Consider the following 22,337-nt stretch of genomic DNA (forward strand, 5'->3'; position numbering starts at 1 on the left):
CCGGGCGCCGCCGCCCAGCGCCGTTTCCAGCACGAGCCTGTGAAATCAGGCCGCTTCCTCGGGCGGCCGGGCCAGCAGGGCGGGGCGGATGAGGAGGGTGACGAACAGCTCCCACCCCAGCGAGATCATCAGCAGCCGCCCCATGCTCGCCGTGCCGGGATGGGTGGAGAGCCAGAGGGCGCCGAAGGCGGTGGCCGTGGTCAGCGCGCTGAAGATCACCGCCCGCATGAGGCTGGACTGCAGCAGGTGGTGCTCCCCCGCCCGCCAGGCGACGACGAAGTAGACGTTGAAGGCCACGCCGATCCCGAAGAGGAGGGGCAGGGCGATGATGTTGGCGAAGTTCAGCGGCAGGTCCAGCACGGCACAGGTGGCAAGGGTGAGAAGGCCGCTCAGCAGCACCGGCAGCATCGTCAGCACCACGTCCCGCACGCGGCGCAGCACCAGGGCCAGCAGCGCCGTGACCGCGACGAAGGAGAGCAGCCCGGCCTGGATGAAGGCGGAAACCACCATCCCGCCGGCCGCCCGGATGGAGATGGGCGGGCCCACCGCCTCCGGTGCCACGGCCAGCACGGCCTCGGAGAAGCGGACGAGGTTGTCGTTGTCGTTCGGGTTGCCACGCGGATAGGCCTCCACCCGCCAGCGGCCATCGGCGGTGCGCCAGTCCGCCACGAGGTCGGGCGGCAGGTCCGCCTCCGTCACCGGGCCGGCGGAAAGCAGGGCGCGGACCTGGCCGAGCAGCACGCGCAGCGGCGCGGACACCGCCTCGTCCGCCGCCGCGCGCTGCGCCGGGGTTCCGGCGGCCAGGCGGGCCAGGGCATCCGCCAGCCGGCGGGCAGCCTCGGCGGCGGGGTCGCGCGCTTCTGCGGCCACGCGGCGCAGGGCCTCGGCGGTGCTCTGCAGGGCGCGGGCGCGCTCCGCGTCGTCCGGCGGGGGCAGGGGCTGCACCCCTTCCAGCACGGGGCCGAGGAGGCCGGCGGCGTCCTGCACGAAGGCCAGCTTCTCCTCCTGCCGGGTGGGGATGAAGCTGGCGAGGCTGACGGTCCGCAGCACCTCCGGCAGCGCCTCCAGCCGACGGCCCATGGCCTGCGCCTCGGCCAGGGAGGGGAGGAGGACGCTGATCGTGTTCGGCGTGCGGTCCGCATCGGCCGAGAGGTCGCGCAGGGTGGACATGGATTCCACCTTCGGGCTGCGGAGGTGCAGCGGGTTGAAGTCGAACCGTACGAAGGGCAGCAGGGCGAGGCAGCCCAGCGCCACGAGGGCGGCCCCGATCAGCACCGGGCGGCGCTCCCGCTCCAGCAGCCGCTCCACCGGCGCGAGCCCGGCGTAGCCGAACTCCGCCCGCCCGCCGGCCGAGGGGCGCATCAGGACCAGCAGCGCCGGCAGCAGGGTGACGGTGAGCAGGAGGGCGATGCCCATGCCCAGCCCGGCGATCGCGCCCAGTTCCGCCACCCCGACATAGGAGGTGGGGAGGAAGGCGAAGAAGCCCGCGGCGATGGCGGCCGCGGCCAGGGCCAGCCCCCGCCCGACGCCGCGCCCGGCCTCGGCCAGGGCGTCGCGCAGGTCCGGGTGCTCCAGCCGCTCCGCCAGGGCGCGCATGGAGAGCTGGATGCTGAAATCCACCCCCAGGCCCACGAAAAGGGGAATGAAGGCGACGGAGATGAGGTTGAACCGCCCGATCGCCAGCAGGCCCACCCCTGCCGTGATGATCAGCCCGATGAGGGTGGTGAGCAGGATGGCCACCATGAAACGTGCGGAGCGCACGGCGAACCAGACGATGCCCACCAGCGCCAGCACCATGGCGGCCGCCACCACGTCCATGTCCTCGGCGAGGCTGGCGAACTCCTCGTCGGCCAGGGGCACGGGGCCGGTGAGGCGGATGGTCGCGCCGTGGGCGGCATCCAGGTTCAGGCGCCGCGCCGTCTCCCGCAGGGCGTCGCTGCCGGCTTGGCCGGGCTGGAGGGCGGTGAAGTCCATCACCGGCTGCACCAGCACGAAGCGCCGCAGCTCCCGCGGGCCCGGCGGGGCACCGGAGAAGAGGGCGCGCCAGGAGAAGAAGGCGGGGCGGCCGGCGAGAACCGCCTCGAAGGTCCCGGCCAGGGCCGTGGCGGCCGGCTGAATGTCCGCCAGCCGCGCCTGCCCGCGCGCCACCCCTTCCAGCACGGTGGAGAGGGCGCCCATGACGCCGCGCAGGCTGGGATCGGCGGCGAGCGGCCCGAGGAAGGGCTGGGCGCGGACCAAGCCCTCGGTATTCGCCTGCACCTCCTCCAGTGGCAGGAGGAGGAGGCCGTTCCGGTCGAAGAAGGGGCCGCCATCGGGGCGGCGGACGCTGCGGAAGCGGTCCGGCTGGGCGGCCAGGGCCTCGGCCAGCCGGGCGGCGGCGCCCTCGGCGATCTCAGGCGTGGCGCCGTCCACCACGGCCACGATCAGGTCTTCCTGCTGCGGGAAGGCCTTGTCGTAGGCGATCTCGCGCTGGCGCCAGACGAGGTCGGTCGAGATCAGCTCGGCCGTGTCCGTCGTCATCGCGAAGTGCCGGGCGGCGTAGTGCATGGCGCCTGCCGCCAACAACAGCCCGATGAGGAGAACCGCCCAGGGGCGCGCGGCGCTGAGGGCGACGAGGCGTCCGGTAAGGGAGGGGCGCCCGGTGGGGGAGGATCGGGGGGTCACGCCTTCGCCTTAGCGGGGTTGGCCGCCCCGGGGAATCAGGCGGCGTCGAGCTGGGGCAGGATATCGCGCCGGGCGCGCAGGATGTCTTCCTCGAAATCGATCTCCACCCAGGGCAGGGCGGTGATGTCCTGGGCGCGGAAGCGGGCGGGCTCGGCCAGGATCAGGTCCCGGATCGCTTCCTCGTACTCCAGCTTCGTGCGCCCGGCATCGACGTGGAGGCGGCACCGGTCGGCCAGGGCCGCGGCGGTCTCGGGGGAGAAGCGGAAGAAGCCCACGGACTCGCCGTGGCTGTCGTGCGCGTGCTCCGGCACCTTGCGGAAGTCCACGATGGTGCCGTTCCGGAAGCAGATCTTCACGGGCTCGTCGCCCGGCTCGATCTCCCGGTCCAGCAGGAGGATGTTCTCCCCCGGCGCGCCGAGCAGGGCGCCGATCATGCGGGAGTCATAAAGGACGTCTCCGTCCATTAGCAGCACGGGGTTCCCGGCCCGCAGCACCGCGTCCTGCACGGCGAGGGATACGAGGCTGCCCTCCCGGAAGTTCGGATTCTCGATGAAGGAAACGCGGTCCGCCCAGCCGATCCGGGCCACCTCCGCCTCGATCAGCCCGTGCTCGTATCCCACGGTCATGCTCACCTGGCGGATGCCGTGCGCCGCCAGCGCGTCCAGGTGGCGGTGGAGTAGGGTGCGGCCGCCGAACTCCAGCAGGATCTTCGGGCCGTCATGCGAGGTTCCGAGCCGCCGTCCCACCCCCGCGGCCAGGATGATCGCGGTGGGGGTGGTGGCATGGACGTGCAAGACAGGATCCCGGATAGGCGGCTCTCCTGTGTGAAGGTAAAGTTACTAGGGAAGCCGGACAAGGGCGGCCATCTTGCCGGGCTTTCCGGCCATCCGCCCGAAGGGATACGCCTTGAGTCACGCCAGCCTGCCGGGCACCCGCCCCCTGGATGCCCCCGCCACCCGCTTCGCTGCCCTGCGGCGGGAGATCACCTCGCCCAGCCTCTCCTTCCTGATGGAGGCGCATGACGGGCTCTCCGCCAAGATCGTGCAGGAGGCGGGGTTCCGCGGCGTCTGGGCCTCGGGCCTCACCACCTCCGCAGCCCTCGGCCTGCGCGACAGCAACGAGGCGTCCTGGACGCAGGTGCTGGAGGTGCTGGAGTACATGGCGGATGCCACCACCCTGCCCATCCTGGTGGATGGCGATACGGGGCACGGCAACTTCAACAATGTCCGCCGCTTCGTCCGCAAGCTCTGCGAGCGCGGCATCGCCGGCGTCTGCATCGAGGACAAGCTCTTCCCCAAGACCAACTCCTTCATCGGGGAGGCGCAGCCGCTGGCGGACGTGGACGAGTTCTGCGGCCGCATCAAGGCGGGCAAGGACAGCCAGACGGACGACGATTTCGTGCTGGTGGCCCGCGTGGAGGCGCTGATCTCCGGCCATTCCATGGAGGAGGCGCTGCGGCGCGCGGAGGCCTATCACGCGGCCGGCGCGGACGCGATCCTCATCCATTCCAAGAAGTCGAACGCGGACGAGATCTTTACCTTCGCGCAGCGCTGGGGCAACCGCGCGCCGCTGGTGATCGTGCCGACCATGTACTACGCGACGCCCACGGACCTGTACCGGCAGGCCGGCATCTCCACCATCATCTGGGCGAACCACCTGCTGCGCGCCTCCATGGCCGCGATGCGGGAGACGGCTTCGCGCATCCACGAGGATGAGTCCCTGATGCGCGTGGAGGGCAGCGTCGCCACCGTGAAGGACATCTTCCGGCTGATGGGCAATGCCGAGCTGGAGGAGGCGGAGCGCCGCTACCTGCCGAGCAAGCCCGCGCCTTCCGCCGTCGTCCTCGCGGCCGGTGGCGGCGGGCTGGAAGGGGTCGCCAGCGACGTGCCGAAGTGCATGGTGGACATCCGCGGCCAGTCCCTGCTGCAGCGGCTGGTCGGTACGCTGCGCGAGAGCGGCGTGCGCGACGTCTCCGTGGTGCGCGGCGAGCGCAAGGAGGCGGTGACGCTGCAAGGCGTGCGGATGGTGGACAACGACCGCCATGCCACGACGGGCGAGGCCATGTCGCTCGCCTGCGCGCGGGACGCGATCAAGGGCGAGACGGTGGTGGCCTATGGCGACGTGCTGTTCCGCCGCTACATCCTGGACAGCCTGCTGACGAGCCGCGCCGACGTGGTGGTGGCGGTGGACACGCTGGGCGCGCAGCCCCGGCCCGGGCACCGCGACCTCGTCACCGCCGACCGCCGCTTCTCCGGCGACTACCTGGACGACCGGCCCGCGCATCTCGTGCGGCTGGCCGCGGACGTCCCGGCGGCGGAGTGCCATGGCGAGTGGATGGGCCTGGCCCGCTTCACCGCGCGCGGCGCCGAGTGGCTGCGCGAGGAGATCGCGGCGATGGAGGCCGAGGGCGTGCTGGAGGGTGCGGACATGCCGCTTCTGCTCACCCGCCTCGCGGCGAAGCACCCGGTGCGCGTGAAGTACTTCAGCGGCCACTGGCTGGACGTGGACACCCTGACGGACCTGGCGGAAGCCCGTAACTTCACATGATCAAGGCTGACGACTTCATCGAGGAAGCGGGGCGCGCCGGCTTCGACTTCTACACGGGCGTGCCCTGCAGCTTCCTGACGCCGCTCATCAACGGCGTGCTCTCCACGCCCGCGCTGAACTACGTGGGCGCGGCGAGCGAGGGGGAGGCGGTGGCCATCGCCTCCGGCGCCTGGCTGGCCGGGCGGCGGACGGTGGTGATGTGCCAAAATTCCGGACTGGGGAACGCGGTGAACCCGCTGACCTCGCTCAACCATCCCTTCCGCATCCCCACCTTGTTCCTGACGACCTGGCGCGGCGAGCCGGGCATCCCCGACGAGCCGCAGCACGAGATCATGGGCCAGATCACCCAGGACCTGATTTCCCTGATGCGGCTGGAGCAGGCGCCCTTCCCGCAGGCCCGGCAGGCGCTGGGCCCGGCGCTGGACCACGCCGCCGCGCGCATGGAGGAAACGGGGCTGCCCTACGCCTTCGTCGTGCGAAAGGACGATGTGGAGGAGCGCGACCTGAATCAGACCCCGCGCGCCCTGCCGGTGCCCGGGCGACGCGAGGATTGCCCGGCCTCCGGTGAGCGGCCCGCCCGCGCGGCGGTGCTGGAGCGGTTCCTCTCGCTCGTGCCGGAGGACGCGGCGGTGATCGCCACCACCGGCAAGTGCGGGCGGGAGCTGTTCACGCTCGCCGACCGGAGGCAGCACCTTTATCAGGTCGGCTCCATGGGCGGGGCCAGCGGCATGGGCCTCGGCGTGGCGCTGAACACGGACAAGCCCGTGGTGGTGCTGGACGGCGACGGCGCGGCGCTGATGAAGCTTGGCACCTTCGCCACCATCGGTGCTTACGCGCCGAAGAAGCTGGTGCATTTGCTGCTCGACAATGGCGTGCATGACTCCACGGGCGGGCAGGCCACCGTCTCGCCTTCCGTGGACTTCGCGGCCATCGCGCTGGCCTGCGGCTACCGCTACGCGGCTTCCGCCTCCTCGCTGGACGGGTTTGAGGCCGCCTTCCGCGCGGCGCTGGCCGCTGGCGGGCCGGCGATGATCCATCTGCGGATCGCGCCGGGGTCCATGACCAAGCTGGGGCGCCCCACGGTGAAGCCGGCCGACGTGGCGCGGCGGTTCCGGGACTTCGTCACCGCGTGATCCTTTCCACCGTCGTCAGCCTGCTCGTCGGCCTGTCCATCGCCGTCGCGCTGGTCGCCACCAATGATCCGCACGCAATCCTGCACCTGATCCTGCAGACGGGCTGGTGGATGGCGGCGGTGCTGGCGCTGAACGTCGGGCAGATCTTCGCCTCCGGCCTCGGCTGGGGGCCGCTGATCGAGGATCCCCGCCGCCCCGGCGTGATGGGGCTGGCCTTCCTGCGCTGGATCCGCGTTTCCACCAACGCCCTGCTGCCGATCGTGCAGGCGATGGGGGAGCTGATCCGGGCGCAGCTTCTGGTGCGGATGGGCGTGGCGAAGGTGAAAGTGATCGCCAGCCTCGCCATCGACCTTGGCACGGAGATGGCGTCGCAGATCGTCTTCTCCCTCATGGGGCTGGCGGCGCTGCTGTTGATCCCGCACGCGGCCGGCACCTCCGCCACCTTCTGGGCGGTGGCCGGCACGGCGATGGGCGCGGGAGTGACGGGCTTTTTCATCGCCGCCCAGCGCTGGGGCCTGTTCAAGGTGGTGGAGAGCATGCTGCCGAAGCTGGCGGCGCGGGTGGGCTGGACGTCGCTCGGCGAGCTCTCCGGGCTGAACGACACGGTGCAGCACCTCTACGCCCAACCCGGGCGGCTCTGGCGCAGCGGGGGGTGGCACATGGTCTCCTGGCTGATCGGCGTGGTGGAGACCTGGGCGGCGATGCGGGCCGTGGGCATCGAGGCCGGGCTGGCGGAGGCGCTGGTGATCGAGAGCCTTGGCCAGGCGGTCCGCAGCGCCGGCTTCTTCATCCCCGGCGCGCTGGGCGTGCAGGAGGGCGGCTACGTGCTGATCTGCGCCCTCTTCGGCATCCCGCCGGATAAGGCGATCGCGCTGGTGCTGATCCGGCGGATCCGCGACATCATCCTCGGCGTGCCGGGCGTGATCGCCTGGCGCTGGAGCGTGGCGGGCGCGCGGCCCGCGGCCGAAGCAAGAGGCGCGACATGAGCGACAGCCCCATCCTCCTGACCCCTGGGCCGCTGACCACCGCCATCGGCACCCGCCGCGCCATGCTGCGGGACTGGGGATCGCGCGATCCGGCCTTCATCGCCCTCACGGCTGAACTGCGTGCCGGGCTTCTGCGCGTGGCGAAGGGGGAGGGGACGCATGTGGCCGTGCCGCTCCAGGGTTCCGGCACTTTCATCGTGGAGGCGGCGATCGCCACCCTGGTCGGGCCGCAGGACAAGCTTCTGGTGCTGATCAACGGCGCCTATGGCAAGCGGATGGTGACCATCGCCAAGCGGATGGGCCGCGCGGTGGAGGCGCTGCGCTGGCCGGAGGATCGCCCAGTGGAGGCGGCCCGCGTGGCGGAGGCGCTGCGGGCCGATCCCGCCATCACCCATGTCGCGCTGGTGCATTGCGAGACGACGACGGGGCTTCTGAACCCGGTGGAGGAGGTGGCGGCCGCCGTCGCCGGGGCCGGTCGCGCTTTCCTGCTGGATGCGATGAGCAGCTTTGGCGCTCTGCCACTGGATCTCTCGGCCACGCCCGTCACGGCCGTTCTCGCATCCTCCAACAAGTGCCTGGAGGGAGTGCCGGGGATCGGCTTCGCCCTCGTCACGCCCACGGCGCTGGAAGCGGCGGCTGGCCAGAGCCCCTCCCTCTCCTTCGACCTGCACGCCCAGTGGAAGGGCTTCGAGAAGGACGGCCAGTGGCGCTTCACCCCGCCCGTGCAGGTGGTGGCGGCGCTGGTGGAGGCGCTGCGGGCCTTCGAGGCGGAGGGCGGGCAGCCCGCGCGTCTGGCGCGCTACGCGGACAACCTGCGGATCATGCTGGCGGGGATGCGCCGCCTGGGCTTCGATCTGTTCCTGGACGAGGCCCTGCAAGCCCCGATCATCGCCACCTTCCGCCTGCCGGAGAGCCTGGCCTTCCGCCCCTTCTACGACGCGCTGGCCGAGCGCGGCTTCCTCATCTACCCGGGCAAGCTGACGCAGGCCGAGACCTTCCGGATCGGCTGCATCGGCGCCCTCGCCCGCGCGGATTTCGAGCGGCTTCTGGCGGCGGTGGAAGAGGTGCTGGCCCCCGCCTGATCAGGCCCGCTGCTGCCGCGTGCCCGCCACGGCGAGGTAGAGGGCGGCGAGCGGTGTGATGATCGCCGCTGCCCAGAGCATCGGCACCGCAACCCCGACCCAGATGAAAACCGGTACGAGCGCGAGCATGTCGTCCGGGTCGATAACGATGCCGGGTACGGGTTCCCAGCCCCGCAGCGTTCCGATCCGCAGGATGTGGAGTTGCCAGAAGATGGCGCCGATCGCGATCCCGGCCACCGTGCCCAGCACCGGCCCCGTGTTGCCGATGGCCTCCATCTGCCCCACCCCGATGCCGATGAAGGCGATGACGTTGGAGAGGCAGTCGCTGAGCAGGTCGTAGCGGTGCCCGGCCGGGCTGGTCTGGCCGGTGGAGCGGGCCAGTTCGCCGTCCGCCCGGTCCAGCAGCATGGAGAACAGGAAGATCCCCGCCCCGATCGCCTGCCAGGTGCCGGCGTCCAGCCCCAGCGCGACTGCGGCGGCAATGCCGCTGAACAGGCGCATGGTGGTGATGGCGTTCGGCGTGATCCCCGTGGGCGCGATCACCCGCACGGCCGGGCGGACGATCCGGTGGATGACGGTGTTGCTGCTCACGTCACGCCGCGGCTGGCTTGGGGGTCTTCATGAAGCGTAGGGCGAGGCGCACGAAGAAGGGCACGGTGTTCGGCCGCAGTAGGCGCTTGTCGTAGCCCGAGAGGCGCCGGTCGTTCTCCGCCAGGCAGATGCCCATCAGCTCCGCCGGGCTCATGGAAATGCCGATGGAGTCCGAGTTCGCGGTGAAGTTCGTCTGGGAGGAGGAGCCTCCGAGGTCGCGCGCCAGCACGAAGCGGTCCCAGAGCAGCACGGCCCAAACGGCCGCGGTCTTCGCCAGGAAATAGGGCTTGCGCCACAGGGGCTGCTGCGCCCGCTTCCAGGCGGCCCAGTTCTGGAAGAAGAGGATGTGGCGGCTCTCCTCCTGGATCACCGGCTCGAAGGTGTCCACGAGATCGGGGGGGAAGAAGCCGGAGCGGCGGGCAGCCTCGAAAAGGCCGAAGGCGAAGAAGCTGTCGATGCACTCGGAATAGCCGGTGCGCATCCAGCCCCATTCCACGTCCTTGAAGCCCGTGTACTCGGGCTCCGGCTCCAGGACCACGCCATAGGCCTCGACGAGGTTGGACAGCACCTTCTTGTGGCGCGCCTCCTCGTCCGCATCCATCACCATCGCCCGGTTCAGCAGCGGGTCGGCGATGGTGCGGGCGTAGTCGTGCACGCGGAGAGAGGCGCGGCCCTCTGTCTGCACGGCGATATCCCAGATCGGCAGGCTGGTGAGGCGGGCATGGGCCTCGGCGTCCAGCTTCGGCCAGTCCAGCACGCGCGGCTTATAGGGGTTATGCGTCTCCAGCAGCATCCGCGCGAACATCCGCATGTGCGCGTCGCTGCCGATCCGCACCGGGCCGGGCTCGTCGAAGGTCCAGTGGCGGGCGGTGTGGTCGGCGGCGGCCACGGTGGGGCTGTCGAGAGGAACGGTCTCGGCAGGACTCGACGACATCGGAAAACCCCAGAAAAGACCCGGCGATCCTCAACCGGGACCGGGAATAATGGGCGCCTGGCCCAGGAACGCAACCCGCCCGGGGCGGGAAGCTGCCATGGCCGGGGGAAAGCCGTGCCGCCCCGCGCAACCCATGCGGGTGCTGCAGGGGCGGCGGAGCTTCCGTCCGTTCTGGAGGAGCTCCTCGATGGAACCGCATTCCCGGATGGTCCTACGCTCGCCGTACCGGGTAGCCGGAGGCGCAGCCCCTCGCGGCTTGATGGGCCGCTCTTTCTCACCTTCCGTTCGGAGGACCGGCCGCCAACACTCCTCCCTGAAGCGGATCTCCCGCGCGTGGCGGAATGTCGCAGCCGCTCCAATTCGATCGGCCCACGGGGGATTGGCCTTGAACAAGGCCTGCCGAGGCACCTGATCGCGAATGCGGCGAGCTGGATCAGGTCCTGGCATCAGGGCCGGGACGGCGTGGCTGACCGTCGGCGCCTCCGCGCCGGGGGAGATGGTGCTGGACGTGCTGCCCGCGCTGCGCGGCCATGCGGGCGGCGCGGGAGCGGTGGAGGTTGCGGCGATGGACGGAATCCGGGAAAACATGGGGTTCCGCTTACCCCGTGAACTCCGGGCACCGTCCGACGCGACGATCGCCCAGCCAGCCGAATAAGAGGAGCGCCGTTTTGGGCATCCCCATGCTGCAGGCCGCCCGGATCGGGGCGTATCTGATGAAGCAGCAACTCTCCGGGCGGAAACGCTACCCGCTGGTGCTGATGCTGGAGCCGCTGTTCCGCTGCAACCTGGCCTGCGCCGGCTGCGGCAAGATCGACTACCCGAACGAGATCCTGAACCAGCGCCTGTCCTACGAGCAGTGCATGGAAGCGATCGACGAGTGCGGCGCGCCCGTCGTCTCGATCGCGGGCGGCGAGCCGCTGCTGCACAAGGACATGCCGAGAATCGTCCAGGGCTATCTGGAGCGGAAGAAGTTCGTCATCCTCTGCACCAACGCCCTGCTGCTGGCGAAGAAGATCGACGACTACAAGCCGAGCCCGGCCTTCACCTGGTCCATCCACCTGGATGGCGACCAGATCATGCACGACAAGTCCGTGTGCCAGGACGGCGTGTACGAGAAGGCGGTCGAGGCCATCAAGCTGGCGAAGTCCAAGGGCTTCCAGGTCTCCATCAACTGCACCCTGTTCAACGACGCCGACCCCGAGCGCACCGCCCGCTTCTTCGACGAGGTGACGGCGATGGGGCTGAACGGCATCACCGTCTCCCCGGGCTATGCCTATGAGCGGGCGCCGGACCAGCAGCACTTCCTGAACCGCACCAAGACGAAGGAGCTGTTCCGCGGCATCCTCTCCCGCGGGCGGGGCGGCAAGGCCTGGCCCTTCACGCAGAGCCGGATGTTCCTGAACTTCCTGGCGGGGAACGAGGCCTACAAGTGCACGCCCTGGGGCAACCCGACGCGCACGGTCTTCGGCTGGCAGAAGCCCTGCTACCTGCTCGGCGAGGGTTACGCGAAGACCTTCAAGGAGCTGATGGACGACACGGAGTGGGACAAGTACGGCGTCGGCAACTACGAGAAGTGCGCCGACTGCATGGTCCATTCCGGCTTCGAGGCCTCGGCCGTGAAGCACATGATCACCAACCCCATCAAGGCGCTGAAGGTGCAGGTGGGCGGCATCCGCACCACGGGCGCGATGGCGAAGGACATCTCCCTCGATAACCAGCGGCCCGCCGACTACGTCTTCTCCGGCCATGTGGAGAAGAAGCTGGCGGAGATCCGCGCCACTGCGCCGGCGAAGGGCGCCAAGCACGGCCCGCGGGTGAAGATCACCCGTTCACCCGGTGGGGCCGGCGAGGCCGGGCCCGAGAGCATCGTGGCCGCGGAGTAGCGCCCGGAAGGCCCGCTCCGCCTCCCACCCCGTCCGGATCAGGGCGGGGAGCTGGAGGGGGTTGCGGGCCAGGGAGAGCAGCACGGCCGGCAGGTTCATCCCGCCATCGGGCCGCATGCCTACCCGCGCGGCGGGCGGCAGGCTGCGGTCCGCGCCGTCCGAGATGACGCGGGCGGCGGCGAAGGGTAGTCCGTGACGGTAGGCGACGCGGGCGGCGATGTGGGACTCCATGTCCACGGCCAGGGCACCGGTTTCCCGGTGCAGGGCTGCCTTATCGGCCGCTTCGGCCACCATGTGGTCCTGCCCAAGCACCCCGCCACGCCGGGCGCCGGGCAGGGTGGCCGCCAGGCGGGCCGACCAGGCGGCCTCGCCATCGACCACCCAGTCACCCGGCCGCAATCCTGGTTCCAGCGCGCCGGCAATGCCGATGCTGAGAATGCCGGCCATCCCGGGGACCAGCCGGTCGAGGTCCGCTTCCAGCCGCCCGGAAGCCCCGCCGCCCACGACGACCCTGGTTCCGGAGCCGGCCAGGATGCGAGCTTCCCGCATCAGTCCCGTCGCGATGAGGATCGTCATGCCGGCAGCCCCGAAAACGCGCTGCGTAGCGCGGAAGGTCTAAAGGCGGAACGGCGGGACATCTGTAGGCCGCAAAAATTCAACCAATGCGAGAAAAGAAGTTCGGCGGATCGCGTAACGGATTTCGGAATTGGGTAATTGTTAATCTCTGGTTGTTAGGCTGTTTGCGCGGTTCGAAGATCAGGGCGCGCCATATAAAAGGACATTGCGGGATAGATACTTGCCCCGCCATGATGCCGCTCATATCGAGAACTGAAACAGCATTCGCGCGGGCCACATGCAGCAGGACGAGTTCGGTTTTCTGGCGCTTGCCATCGCGGAAAGCCTGGCCATGCTGGCCAGTTCCCGGGACCTTACGGCGCAGGGCGAGGTGCTTACGGCGCTGAGCGACCTGTCCGAACGGCTCCGCGCCACGAGCCCGCAGATGCTCCCGCGTCTCGAGGCCTTGATGTCCGCGGTCAGGCACGCCCCCCTTCCGGAGGCGCGGGACTTCATCGGGTAATCGCGCGGGCAGCGCTCGGCGTGGCGTCGGGAGTTTGGCGGAGGAGAGGGGCGCCCCACTCCTGCTCACATCCCGTGCAATGGCCGCGCCGCGTTGCCTTGCTTCAGGTTTCGGAACCGCGCCATGGCCCAGAGGGGGAAGAACTTCGGGTAGCCGTGGTAGCGCAGGTAGAACACGCGCGGGAAGCCGCCGCCCGTGTAGTGGTCCTGTGCCCATAGCCCGTCCTCGCCCTGGCTGCGGCGCAGGTACTCGATCCCGCGCGCCACGGCCGGATGGTCCACCTCGCCAGCCGCCATCAGGCCCAGCAGGGCCCAGGCCGTCTGGGACGCGGTGGAGGGGGCGGGCTCGTAGCCCCGGTAGTCCAGCTTGTAGCTCTGGCAGTCCTCGCCCCAGCCGCCATCGGGATTCTGGATGCCGATCAGCCAGTCGGCCGCGCGGCGGACGGAGGGCGCGGTGCCGTCCAGCCCGGCGGCGTTGAGGGCGCAGAGGGCGGACCAGGTACCGTAGATGTAGTTCACGCCCCAGCGGCCGAACCAGCTTCCGTCCGGCTCCTGCTCGCGCTCCAGATAGTCCAGGGCGGCGCGCATGCGCGGGTTCTCCCGCGTCTCGCCGAGCTGGGCGAGCATGGAGACGCAGCGGGCGGAGACGTCTGCGGTGGGTGGGTCCAGCAGGGCGCCGTGGTCGGCGAAGGGGATGTTGTTCAGATAGAAATGCGTGTTGTCGGCGTCGAAGGCGCCCCAGCCGCCATCGCCGCTCTGCAGCCCCACCGTCCACTCGGTGCCGCGCGCGATCGCCTCGTCGTAGCGCGAGTCCAGGCTCATCTGGCCGCGGGCGCGGTCCATGGCCATCACCACTACGGCGGTGTCGTCCAGGTCGGGGTAGTGGGCGTTGCGGTACTGGAAAGCCCAGCCACCCGGGCGGACATGCGGGCGCACCTCGGCCCAGTCGCCCTTCACCTCCAGCTCCTGCAGGGGCTTCAGCCATTCCAGGCCGCGCGCGGCGGCCGCCTCGGCGGCCTCGCCGCCCACCTCCAGCATGGCGTGCGCCGTCAGCGCCGTATCCCAGACCGGGGAGACGCAGGGCTGGCAATAGGCCTCGTCCTCACGGATGACGAGGAGCTTCTCCACGGACTGCCGGGCGATGGCGCGGTCCGGGTGGTCCTCCGGGTAGCCCAGCGCGTCGTACATCATCACGGCATTCGCCATGGCCGGGTAGATGGCGCCCAGGCCATCCTCGCCGTTCAGCCGCTCGGTCACGAAGGCCACGCAGCGGTCGATGGCCTGACGGCGCAGGGTTCGCGGCCAGAAGGGCTCGGCCACCTTCAGCCCGCCGTCCAGCCCGTTGAAGAACAGGGCCCAGCCCGGGTGCTTGTGGCTGCGCGCCCGCTTCCAGGAGAGGCGGCGGGAGGCAAAAAGCTCCTGGATGCGTACGCCGCGCGGGTTGCGCGCCCGCACGCGCATCGCCTGCAGCACCAGCAGCGGCACCAGCACCGTGCGCGCCCAGTAGGACATGCGGCCGATATGCACGGGGAACCAGCGCGGCAGCAGGATCATCTCCACCGGGATGGTGGGGACGCGGCGCCAGGAGAGCTCGCCGTACATGGCCAGCAGGATACGGGTGAAGACGTTGGCGCGCCCTGCGCCCCCGTGCGCGAGGATGGTGGTGCGGGCGCGGGCCATGTGCGGGGCGTCCGGGCTGTCCCCGATCATCTTCAGGGCGAAGTAGGCCTTCACGGAGGCGCTGATGTCGAAGGCGCCGCCGTGGAACAGGGGCCAGCCGCCGTGGTCGCCCTGGATGCGGCGGAGATAGTTGCCGATCCTGCGCTCCAGCTCGAGGTCGTCCGGCTCGGCCAGGTGCTGGCGCAGCAGGATGTACTCGGCGGGAATGGTGGCGTCCGCCTCCAGCTCGAAGACCCAGTGGCCGTCCTCCCGCTGCTGCCGCAGCAGCGCGTCGGAGGCGCGGGAGATCCCGGCCTGGACGGCGTTCAGGTCGATCTCGGTGTCGGAGAGGAGGTCGTTCGGCAAATCCGTCATGCGCGGCCCGCCATGGCCTGGGCCCGCCCTTTCCACATCCCGCCCTTGCCGCGCCAGACCTGCAGGGCGGATTGCAGGGTGAACCATGTATAGGCCGCCCCGATGACCGGCAGTGCCGGCCCCCAGAGCGGAGAGACGCGGTAGAAGCGGAGCATGGGCTGGAAGGCAAGCGCCATCATCGCCCAGGCTACCAGCCCCGCGATCCGCGCAGGGCCATCCCCGAAGAGGGCCAGGGCGGGCGGAAGCAGGTAGGTGAGGGCCATGCCCAGCACCGTTCCCGCCAGCAGAAGGGGTGAGTAGCCGAGCTGGGCATAGGCGGAGCGGGAAACCATCCGGCCGATCTCGGCCACCCCGCCATAGGGGCGCAGGCTGCGGGCGCGCCGGGTCAGGTCCAGCCGGATGGGGCCGGTCCCCTTCAGGCGGCGGGCCAGGTTGCAGTCGTCGATGATGGCGGTGCGGATGGCGGCGATCCCGCCGATGCGCTCCAGCGCCTCGCGCCGGACCAGCATGCAGCCGCCGGCACCGGCGGCCGTGCGGGCCCGCGCATCCGCCACCCAACGGAAGGGGTAGAGCGTCTGGAAGAAGAACACGAAGGCCGGGATCAGGAAACGCTCCGCCGCCGTGGCGCAGGAGAGCTCGGCCATGAGGGAAACGAGGGAGAGCCGCCCCGCCTCCGCCCGCGCCACCAGGGCGCGCAGATTGTCGGGCGCGTGGCCGATATCGGCATCGGTCAGCAGCAAGTAGTCCGGGGCATCCCCGGCATGGCGCACGCCCTGGGAGAGTGCCCAGAGCTTGCCCGTCCAGCCCCCGGGCAGGGGCTCGCCCCGCAGCACCTCCAGTGGGGCGCGGTCGGCGGTGGCCCCGAGGGCTGACATCGCTGCCTCGGCGGTGCCGTCCGTGCTGCCGTCATCCACGAGGATCACGGAGAAGGGGCCGGGATAGTCCTGCGCGCGCAGGCTGCCGATGGAGCGGGCGATCACGTCCGCCTCGTCCCGCGCGGGCACCACGGCGACCACGCGGGGCCAGGCCGCTGGCTCCGGCGCCGGGTCGCGGCTGTCACGCTCCCGGCACAGCCAGAAGCCGCCGCGGGCGAGGAGCAGGACGAGCCAGATCGCGACCGGTACCAGGCCGAGGAGGAGGGACATGCCCTATAGATAGCCCGCGCCGCGGAACCACGCGATGGCATCGGCGACGCCCTGCTGCCAGGGCCGGGCGGTATAGCCCAGCTCCCGCTCCGCCTTGGCCGAGGTGAAGAACATCCGGTAGCGGGACATGTTCAGCCCATCCACCGTCAGCATCGGCTCCTTCCCCGTGATCCGTGCCACCGCCTCCGCGCCCCAGGCCAGGGGGTAGAGGGGGCCGCGCGGCAGCTTCACGCGGGGGGCGGGACGGTTGGAGAGCCGCGCCACCTCCGCCAGGAAATCTTGCAGGGAGACGTTCTGGCCGCCGAGGATGTAGCGCTCGCCGGCCCGCCCCCGCTCAAAGGCCAGCAGGTGGCCCTCCGCGATGTCGTCCACATGGGCGAAGTTCAGCCCTGTCTCGACGAAAGCGGGGATCTTGCCGCGCGCGCCGTCCAGGATGATGCGGCCGGTGGGGGTGGGTCGGATGTCGCGCGGGCCGATGGGGGTGGAGGGGTTCACGACCACCGCGGGCAGGCCGTCCCCGGCCACCATCGCTTCCACCACACGCTCGGCCGCGGTCTTGCTTTGCTTATAGGCGCCGATGGCGGCTGCGGGGTCCTGCGGGGCGGTTTCGTCCACCGGGCCGGCGGCGCCGGCCAGCTTCAGGGTGGCGACGCTGCTCGTGTAGACGATCCGCTCCACCCCGGCTGCCTGCGCCGCCCGCATCAGGTCGCGCGTGCCCTCCACGTTCACCCGGTGGATCACCGAGGGATCGGGGGCCCAGAGCCGGTAATCCGCCGCGACATGGAAAAGGTACCGCACCCCCGCGAGCGCGGCGCGGAGGGAGGCGGGGTCGGTCAGGTCGCCGGCCACGGGTTCCCAACCCATCCCCTCCAGATTGCCGCGCGGGCTGGAGGGACGGATGAGGACCCGTACGCGCAGGCCGCGCGCCGTGAGGGCCCGGGCGACGGCCGATCCCAGGAAGCCGGACGCACCGGTGACGAGCGCGGTCTCGCCTGGGTGGAGTGAAAAGGGGGCGGGGCCGGGAAGGGGCCCCACTACGGGGGCGATCGGCCGGTCAGCGTCAGGAATGGCCTGCGTTCCCTTTTATGGCGGTGCCCGGCATGCCCGGAGGTCTGTTGAACGTCAAACCCGGCCCGGAGGGAATAGCTTTCGGATCAGATCCAGAACGGAAATAAAGCGTTCCGGCGATGAACACTGGTTCTCCTCGGGAAGGGGCTGCTCCGGGATGAAACCCTTTCGGCGCGACCAGATCGGAAGAGCAGGGCTCGACAAGCCCGCATCAAGACGGATCTGTTGTTCGAATTTGAGAGGCATTCTCAAATTCAGGGTTGCCAATAGTTACCCCCGATCTCGTCGCCTTGCTCGATATTGCGGGAACCGGGTACTACTCCAAGTGTTATCTCGTAATGCGGCACTAGGTCTGGGAGGGCCACATGAACATGGAACTCTCGCGGCGCGGCCTGCTGAAGGTCGCCGGCGCGGGCGTTGCTGGTACGTCACTCGGGGCAATGGGTTTCAGTGAGGCGGAGGCCGCGGTCGCGGCCCATGTCAGGCCCCTGAAGCTCGCGAACCTGAACGAGACGCGCAGCATCTGCACCTACTGCTCGGTGGCATGCGGCATCATCGCCTATTCGAAGGGTGACCGCCGCAAGGGCGAGCGCGCCGAGCTGATCCACATCGAGGGCGACGTCGACCATCCCACGAATCTCGGCACGCTCTGCCCCAAGGGTGCGGCGCTGAAGGATTTCGTGAAGTCGGCCTCCCGCCTGCAGTACCCGATGATCCGCAAGCCCGGCTCGGACCGGTTCGAGCGGGTGAGCTGGGATTTCGCCCTGGACCGCATCGCGCGCCTGATGAAGGACGACCGCGACGCGAACTTCGTGGCGAAGAACCACGACGGGCTGGCGGTGAACCGGTGGACCACCACCGGCATGCTCGCCGCCTCCGCCACCACCAACGAGACGGCCTGGGCGACCTTCAAGGTCGCCAAGGCCCTCGGGATCGTCGGATTCGATAACCAGGCGCGCGTCTGACACGGCCCCACGGTGTCCAGTTTGGGCCCGACATTTGGCCGTGGAGCGATGACGAACTCCTGGACCGACATCAAGAACGCCGACCTCGTTGTCGTCATGGGCGGCAATGCGGCGGAAGCGCACCCGTGCGGCTTCAAGTGGGTGACGGAGGCGAAGGCGCATCGCGGCGCCAAGCTGATCGTCGTCGACCCGCGCTATACCCGCACGGCCTCCGTCTCCGACTTCTACGCCCCGATCCGGCAGGGATCGGACATCGCCTTCCTGAACGGGCTGATCAATTACTGCATCACCAACGACAAGGTGCAGTGGGAGTACACGAAGGCCTACACGAACGCCGCCTTCATCGTGAAGGAGGGCTTCGGGTACCAGGACGGCCTGTTCACGGGCTATGACGAGGAGAAGCGGGACTACGACCGCAGCACCTGGGACTATGAGATCGGGGAGGACGGCTTCGCCAAGGTCGACCCGACGCTCCAGCACCCGCGCTGCGTCTGGAACCTGCTGAAGCAGCACGTCTCGGTTTATACGCCGGAGATGGTGTCGAACATCTGTGGCACGCCGAAGGACAAGTTCCTGCGGGTGGCTCAGATGGTCGCGGAGACGTCCGCGCCGAACAAGGTCATGACGTCGATGTACGCCCTGGGCTGGACCCAGCACTCCCACGGCGCGCAGAACATCCGCGCCATGGCGATGCTGCAGCTCATCCTCGGCAACATCGGGCTGCGCGGTGGCGGCATGAACGCGCTGCGCGGGCACTCCAACATCCAGGGGCTGACGGATCTGGGGCTGATGTCCCACCTCCTCACCGGCTACCTGAACATGCCTTCGGAGGCGGAACCCGACTACGCCACCTACATGAAGTCGCGGCAGTTCAAGCCGCTGCGCCCGGGCCAGACGAGCTACTGGCAGAACTACTCGAAGTTCATGGTCTCCTTCCAGAAGGCCATGTGGGGCGACGTGGCGCAGGCCTCGAACGACTGGTGCTACGACTACCTCTCCAAGCTGGATGTCCCGGCCTACGACATCCTGCGGATGTTCGAGCTGATGAATCAGGGGCGGGTGAACGGCTACATCTGCCAGGGCTTCAACCCGCTGATGGCCGTTCCCGACCGGGCGAAGGTCACCTCGGCCCTCTCCAAGCTGAAGTTCCTCATCACGATGGACCCGCTGGAGACGGAGACGGCGCGCTTCTGGGAGAACCACGGTGAGTTCAACGCCGTGGACACCAAGAGCATCCAGACCGAGGTGATCCAGCTTCCCACCGTCTGCTTCGCGGAGGATGAGGGGTCCCTCACCAATTCCGGGCGCTGGCTGCAGTGGTTCTGGCCCTCCGCCACGCCTCCGGGCGAGGCGAAGCCGGACACGGCCATCATGGCGGAGATCCTTCTCCGCATGCGGGAGCTGTACAAGAAGGAAGGGGGCGCCTTCCCCGACCCTGTCCTGAACCTCTCCTGGGACTACCATAACCCGCGTGAGCCGGAGCCGGAGGAGCTGGCCCGCGAGATCAACGGGCGCGCGCTCGTCGATCTCAAGGACCCGGCCGATCCGTCCAAGGTGCTGGTGCCGGCGGGCAAGCAGGTGGTGAACTTCTCCCAGCTGCGGGACGACGGCTCCACCATGTGCGGCTGCTGGATCTACTCCGGCTGCTTCAACGAGGCGGGCAACAACATGGCCCGGCGGGACAACCGTGACCCCTCGGGCCTGGGCACGCACCCGAACTGGACCTTCGCCTGGCCGCTGAACCGCCGCACCCTCTACAACGGGGCCTCGGCGGACACGCAGGGCCGGCCGTGGGATCCCAGCCGCAAGCTGCTGGAGTGGGACGGCACGAAATGGGTGAGCGACGACGTTCCGGATATCGGGCCGACGTCCAAGCCCGGCGAGGTGCAGCCCTTCATCATGAACCAGGAGGGGGTCTCGCGCCTCTTCGCCCGGGGCATGATGCGGGACGGGCCCTTCCCCGCGCATCTCGAGCCGTTCGAGAGCCCGGTGCAGAACGTGTTCAACCGCCGCATGCGGGGCAACCCGGTCGGCCGCGTCTTCGAGAGCGATGTCGGCCGCTTCGGCAACGCGGACGAGTTCCCGTTCTTCGCGACCTCGTACCGGCTGACGGAGCACTTCCACTACTGGACGAAGCACAACGTGGTGAATGCCACGCTGCAGCCCGAGTTCTTCGTGGAGATCTCCGAGCAGCTCGCGGCGCTGCGCGGAGTGGAGAACGGGAGCTGGGTGCGCGTGTGGTCCAAGCGCGGATCGGTGAAGGCGCGCGCCGTCGTCACTAAGCGCATCCGCCCGCTGATCTGCGATGGCAAGGAGGTGCATGTGGTGGGCGTGCCCATTCACTGGGGCTTCATGGGCGCTGCGAAGAAGGGCCACAGCGTGAACACGCTGACCATGCCCGTGGGCGAGGCGAACATCGAGACGCCGGCGGTGAAGGCGTTCCTCGTCAACCTGGAGCCGACCACGGCTCCCGGCGTTCAGTCGTGAAGGGGGTGCAGTCATGAGCGGCAGCACGACCTACCAGAGCCCGCGCACCGCGGTCTCCAACCCGCCGGTCACGCCCGTGGCCGCAGGCTTCGGAGAGGCGGACCTCATCCGCCGCTCCGCCACCAGTGACCTGCCGCCCCCGCAGCGGCAGCTCACCCCCGTGGCGAAGCTGATCGACGTCTCCAAGTGCATCGGCTGCAAGGCCTGCCAGTCGGCCTGCATCGAGTGGAACGACACGAAGCCGGACATCGGATCGAATCACGGGATCTACGACAATCCCCGTGACCTCACCGAGAACATGTTCACCCTCATGCGGTTCACGGAGTGGGTGAACCCGGAGACGGACAACCTGGAGTGGCTCATCCGCAAGGATGGCTGCATGCACTGCTCCGACCCGGGCTGCCTGCGGGCCTGCCCGGCGCCGGGCGCGATCGTGCAGTACACGAACGGGATCGTGGACTTCATCCACGAGAACTGCATCGGCTGCGGCTACTGCGTGAAGGGCTGCCCCTTCAACATCCCCCGCATCTCGAAGGCGGATCACCGCTCCTACAAGTGCACCCTCTGCTCGGACCGCGTGGCCGTCGGCCAGGGCCCGGCCTGCGCGAAGGCCTGCCCGACCCAGGCGATCGTGTTCGGCACGAAGGAGGACATGAAGCGGCATGCCGAGGGGCGGATCGCGGACCTGAAGTCCCGTGGCTACGCCAATGCGGGGCTCTACGATCCGCCGGGCGTGGGCGGCACGCATGTGATGTACGTGCTGCACCACAACGACAAGCCGAACATCTATGCCGGCCTGCCGGAGAACCCGCGCATCTCCCCGATCGTGCAGACCTGGAAGGGCGTGACGAAGTATGTCGGCCTGGCCGCCATGGGCTTCCTGGCGGCCGGCAGCCTCATCCACGGCGTCTTCGCCCGGCCCAACCGGGTGACGGAGGAGGATGACGAGCACGGCGAGCGACTGGTGGAGGGCAAGCCCGTGCCGCCGCCGAAGCCGGAGACCTATCCGGACGGCGGGGAGCGCGCCTGATGGTGGAGCGTATCCAGCCCGGGGATGTCATCCACCCCGGCAAGCCGAGCACGGTGGGCCGCTACGGCCCGCTGGCGCGGCTGAACCACTGGGTCACGGCGGCCAGCCTGATCCTGCTGGCGCTCTCCGGCCTCGCGCTGTTCACGCCCTCCCTCTACTGGCTCACGGGCCTGTTCGGAGGCGGGCAGAACACGCGGGCGCTGCACCCCTGGATCGGGGTACTGCTCTTCGTGAGCTTCTTCATCTTCTTCTTCCAGCTCTGGCGGGCCAACCTGCCGCAGCGGGTGGACTGGGTGTGGCTGTCGAAGATCAAGGACGTGGTCGGCGGGCATGAGGAGCGGCTGCCGGAGCTCGGCAAGTACAATGCCGGCCAGAAGTTCATCTTCTGGTCCATGGCCGGGCTGATCCTGGTACTGATCGTCAGCGGCGTCCTGATCTGGGAGCAGTACTTCGCCGACTACGTGGACATCCCGGTCCGCCGGATCGCGGTGATCACCCACTCCATCGCGGCGGTTCTGGCGATCTGCGTGTTCATCCTGCACGTCTATGCGGGCATCTGGACGCGCGGCACGCTTCGGGCCATGACCCGGGGCGACGTGACGGCGGGCTGGGCCTGGCGCCACCACCGCAAGTGGCTGCGGGACATCGCCGCGCAAAAGCGGGTTGATCCGGCCGAGTAAGATAGAAGGGGCGTGGCCGGTCCGGCCCGCC

General features: G+C 69.6%; 18 protein-coding genes. 10 read left to right on the forward strand and 8 right to left on the reverse strand.

The genetic code is table 11. From position 1 onward, the window contains the following. Nucleotides 1-45 precede the first annotated feature (45 nt). Together hpnN and NRP21_RS22430 are read right to left on the reverse strand one after the other, a co-directional pair. Nucleotides 46-2,664 carry a hopanoid transporter HpnN gene (gene hpnN / locus NRP21_RS22425; RefSeq protein WP_257718473.1) on the reverse strand — a complete coding sequence of 873 codons (2,619 nt, stop codon included), beginning with the start codon at nucleotides 2,662-2,664 and terminating at the stop codon, nucleotides 46-48. A gap of 35 nt (nucleotides 2,665-2,699) precedes the next feature. After that, a complete protein-coding gene (locus tag NRP21_RS22430) occupies nucleotides 2,700-3,458 on the reverse strand; it encodes a phosphocholine cytidylyltransferase family protein (protein ID WP_257718474.1) in 759 nt (252 codons plus the stop codon). A gap of 112 nt (nucleotides 3,459-3,570) precedes the next feature. On the opposite strand from NRP21_RS22430, the gene aepX reads away from it, so the two are divergent. From aepX to NRP21_RS22450, 4 genes are read left to right on the forward strand one after another with little or no spacing between them, the layout of a single operon-like run. After that, complete coding sequence (aepX, locus tag NRP21_RS22435) at nucleotides 3,571-5,211, forward strand: phosphoenolpyruvate mutase (protein WP_257718475.1); 1,641 nt, start codon at nucleotides 3,571-3,573, stop codon at nucleotides 5,209-5,211. Further along, complete coding sequence (aepY, locus tag NRP21_RS22440; protein ID WP_257718476.1) at nucleotides 5,208-6,344, forward strand: phosphonopyruvate decarboxylase; 1,137 nt, start codon at nucleotides 5,208-5,210, stop codon at nucleotides 6,342-6,344. Before aepX ends, aepY begins: the two co-directional genes overlap by 4 nt. Continuing rightward, on the forward strand, nucleotides 6,341-7,330 hold the full coding sequence (locus NRP21_RS22445; protein ID WP_257718477.1) for a lysylphosphatidylglycerol synthase domain-containing protein: 990 nt from the start codon (nucleotides 6,341-6,343) through the stop codon (nucleotides 7,328-7,330). The genes aepY and NRP21_RS22445 overlap by 4 nt, the downstream gene beginning before the upstream one ends. After that, entirely contained in the window at nucleotides 7,327-8,412 is a 1,086-nt protein-coding gene (locus NRP21_RS22450) for a 2-aminoethylphosphonate--pyruvate transaminase (protein ID WP_257718478.1), read from the forward strand. The genes NRP21_RS22445 and NRP21_RS22450 overlap by 4 nt, the downstream gene beginning before the upstream one ends. On the opposite strand, the gene NRP21_RS22455 is transcribed toward NRP21_RS22450, so the two are convergent. Both NRP21_RS22455 and NRP21_RS22460 read right to left on the reverse strand, forming a co-directional pair. Beyond that, on the reverse strand, nucleotides 8,413-9,003 hold the full coding sequence (locus tag NRP21_RS22455; RefSeq protein WP_257718479.1) for a CDP-alcohol phosphatidyltransferase family protein: 591 nt from the start codon (nucleotides 9,001-9,003) through the stop codon (nucleotides 8,413-8,415). It lies immediately after the preceding gene. 1 nt (nucleotide 9,004) lies between these two features. After that, nucleotides 9,005-9,937, reverse strand: a complete 933-nt coding sequence (locus NRP21_RS22460; RefSeq protein ID WP_257718480.1) for a ferritin-like domain-containing protein — start codon at nucleotides 9,935-9,937, stop codon at nucleotides 9,005-9,007. Between the two features lie 496 nt (nucleotides 9,938-10,433). On the opposite strand from NRP21_RS22460, the gene NRP21_RS22465 reads away from it, so the two are divergent. Continuing rightward, nucleotides 10,434-10,592 (forward strand): hypothetical protein, encoded by a 159-nt coding sequence (locus NRP21_RS22465; protein ID WP_257718481.1) that lies wholly within the window; start codon nucleotides 10,434-10,436, stop codon nucleotides 10,590-10,592. 13 nt (nucleotides 10,593-10,605) lie between these two features. Next, complete coding sequence (hpnH, locus tag NRP21_RS22470) at nucleotides 10,606-11,820, forward strand: adenosyl-hopene transferase HpnH (protein WP_257718482.1); 1,215 nt, start codon at nucleotides 10,606-10,608, stop codon at nucleotides 11,818-11,820. Here hpnH and NRP21_RS22475 read toward each other — a convergent pair. Continuing rightward, complete coding sequence (locus NRP21_RS22475) at nucleotides 11,767-12,396, reverse strand: phosphorylase family protein (RefSeq protein WP_257718483.1); 630 nt, start codon at nucleotides 12,394-12,396, stop codon at nucleotides 11,767-11,769. The two genes, hpnH and NRP21_RS22475, sit on opposite strands and share 54 nt — an antisense overlap. A 277-nt stretch (nucleotides 12,397-12,673) precedes the next feature. Here NRP21_RS22475 and NRP21_RS22480 point away from each other — a divergent pair, with 277 nt between their 5' ends. Beyond that, complete coding sequence (locus NRP21_RS22480) at nucleotides 12,674-12,898, forward strand: hypothetical protein (protein WP_257718484.1); 225 nt, start codon at nucleotides 12,674-12,676, stop codon at nucleotides 12,896-12,898. A gap of 65 nt (nucleotides 12,899-12,963) precedes the next feature. Here NRP21_RS22480 and shc read toward each other — a convergent pair whose 3' ends face one another. From shc to hpnA, 3 genes are read right to left on the reverse strand one after another with little or no spacing between them, the layout of a single operon-like run. Then, nucleotides 12,964-14,931, reverse strand: coding sequence for a squalene--hopene cyclase (shc, locus tag NRP21_RS22485; RefSeq protein WP_257718485.1), 1,968 nt, complete (start codon nucleotides 14,929-14,931; stop codon nucleotides 12,964-12,966). Next, on the reverse strand, nucleotides 14,928-16,076 hold the full coding sequence (locus NRP21_RS22490) for a glycosyltransferase (RefSeq protein ID WP_257718486.1): 1,149 nt from the start codon (nucleotides 16,074-16,076) through the stop codon (nucleotides 14,928-14,930). The genes shc and NRP21_RS22490 overlap by 4 nt, the downstream gene beginning before the upstream one ends. A 3-nt stretch (nucleotides 16,077-16,079) precedes the next feature. Further along, on the reverse strand, nucleotides 16,080-17,111 hold the full coding sequence (hpnA, locus tag NRP21_RS22495) for a hopanoid-associated sugar epimerase (protein ID WP_257718487.1): 1,032 nt from the start codon (nucleotides 17,109-17,111) through the stop codon (nucleotides 16,080-16,082). 398 nt (nucleotides 17,112-17,509) lie between these two features. Between hpnA and fdnG the strand changes: the two genes are divergently transcribed. From fdnG to NRP21_RS22510, 3 genes are read left to right on the forward strand one after another with little or no spacing between them, the layout of a single operon-like run. Then, the gene (fdnG, locus tag NRP21_RS22500; protein WP_257718488.1) at nucleotides 17,510-20,596 is read left to right on the forward strand and encodes a formate dehydrogenase-N subunit alpha; all 3,087 of its coding nucleotides are present in this window, start codon (nucleotides 17,510-17,512) and stop codon (nucleotides 20,594-20,596) included. Nucleotides 20,597-20,609: 13 nt separating this feature from the next. Further along, a complete protein-coding gene (gene fdxH / locus NRP21_RS22505; protein WP_257718489.1) occupies nucleotides 20,610-21,626 on the forward strand; it encodes a formate dehydrogenase subunit beta in 1,017 nt (338 codons plus the stop codon). Then, entirely contained in the window at nucleotides 21,626-22,306 is a 681-nt protein-coding gene (locus NRP21_RS22510; protein ID WP_257718490.1) for a formate dehydrogenase subunit gamma, read from the forward strand. Before fdxH ends, NRP21_RS22510 begins: the two co-directional genes overlap by 1 nt. The last annotated feature ends 31 nt before the right edge of the window (nucleotides 22,307-22,337 follow it).

Origin of the sequence: Roseomonas populi (assembly GCF_024594815.1) — a bacterium.
In the GTDB taxonomy this organism is placed as follows: domain Bacteria; phylum Pseudomonadota; class Alphaproteobacteria; order Acetobacterales; family Acetobacteraceae; genus Roseomonas; species Roseomonas populi.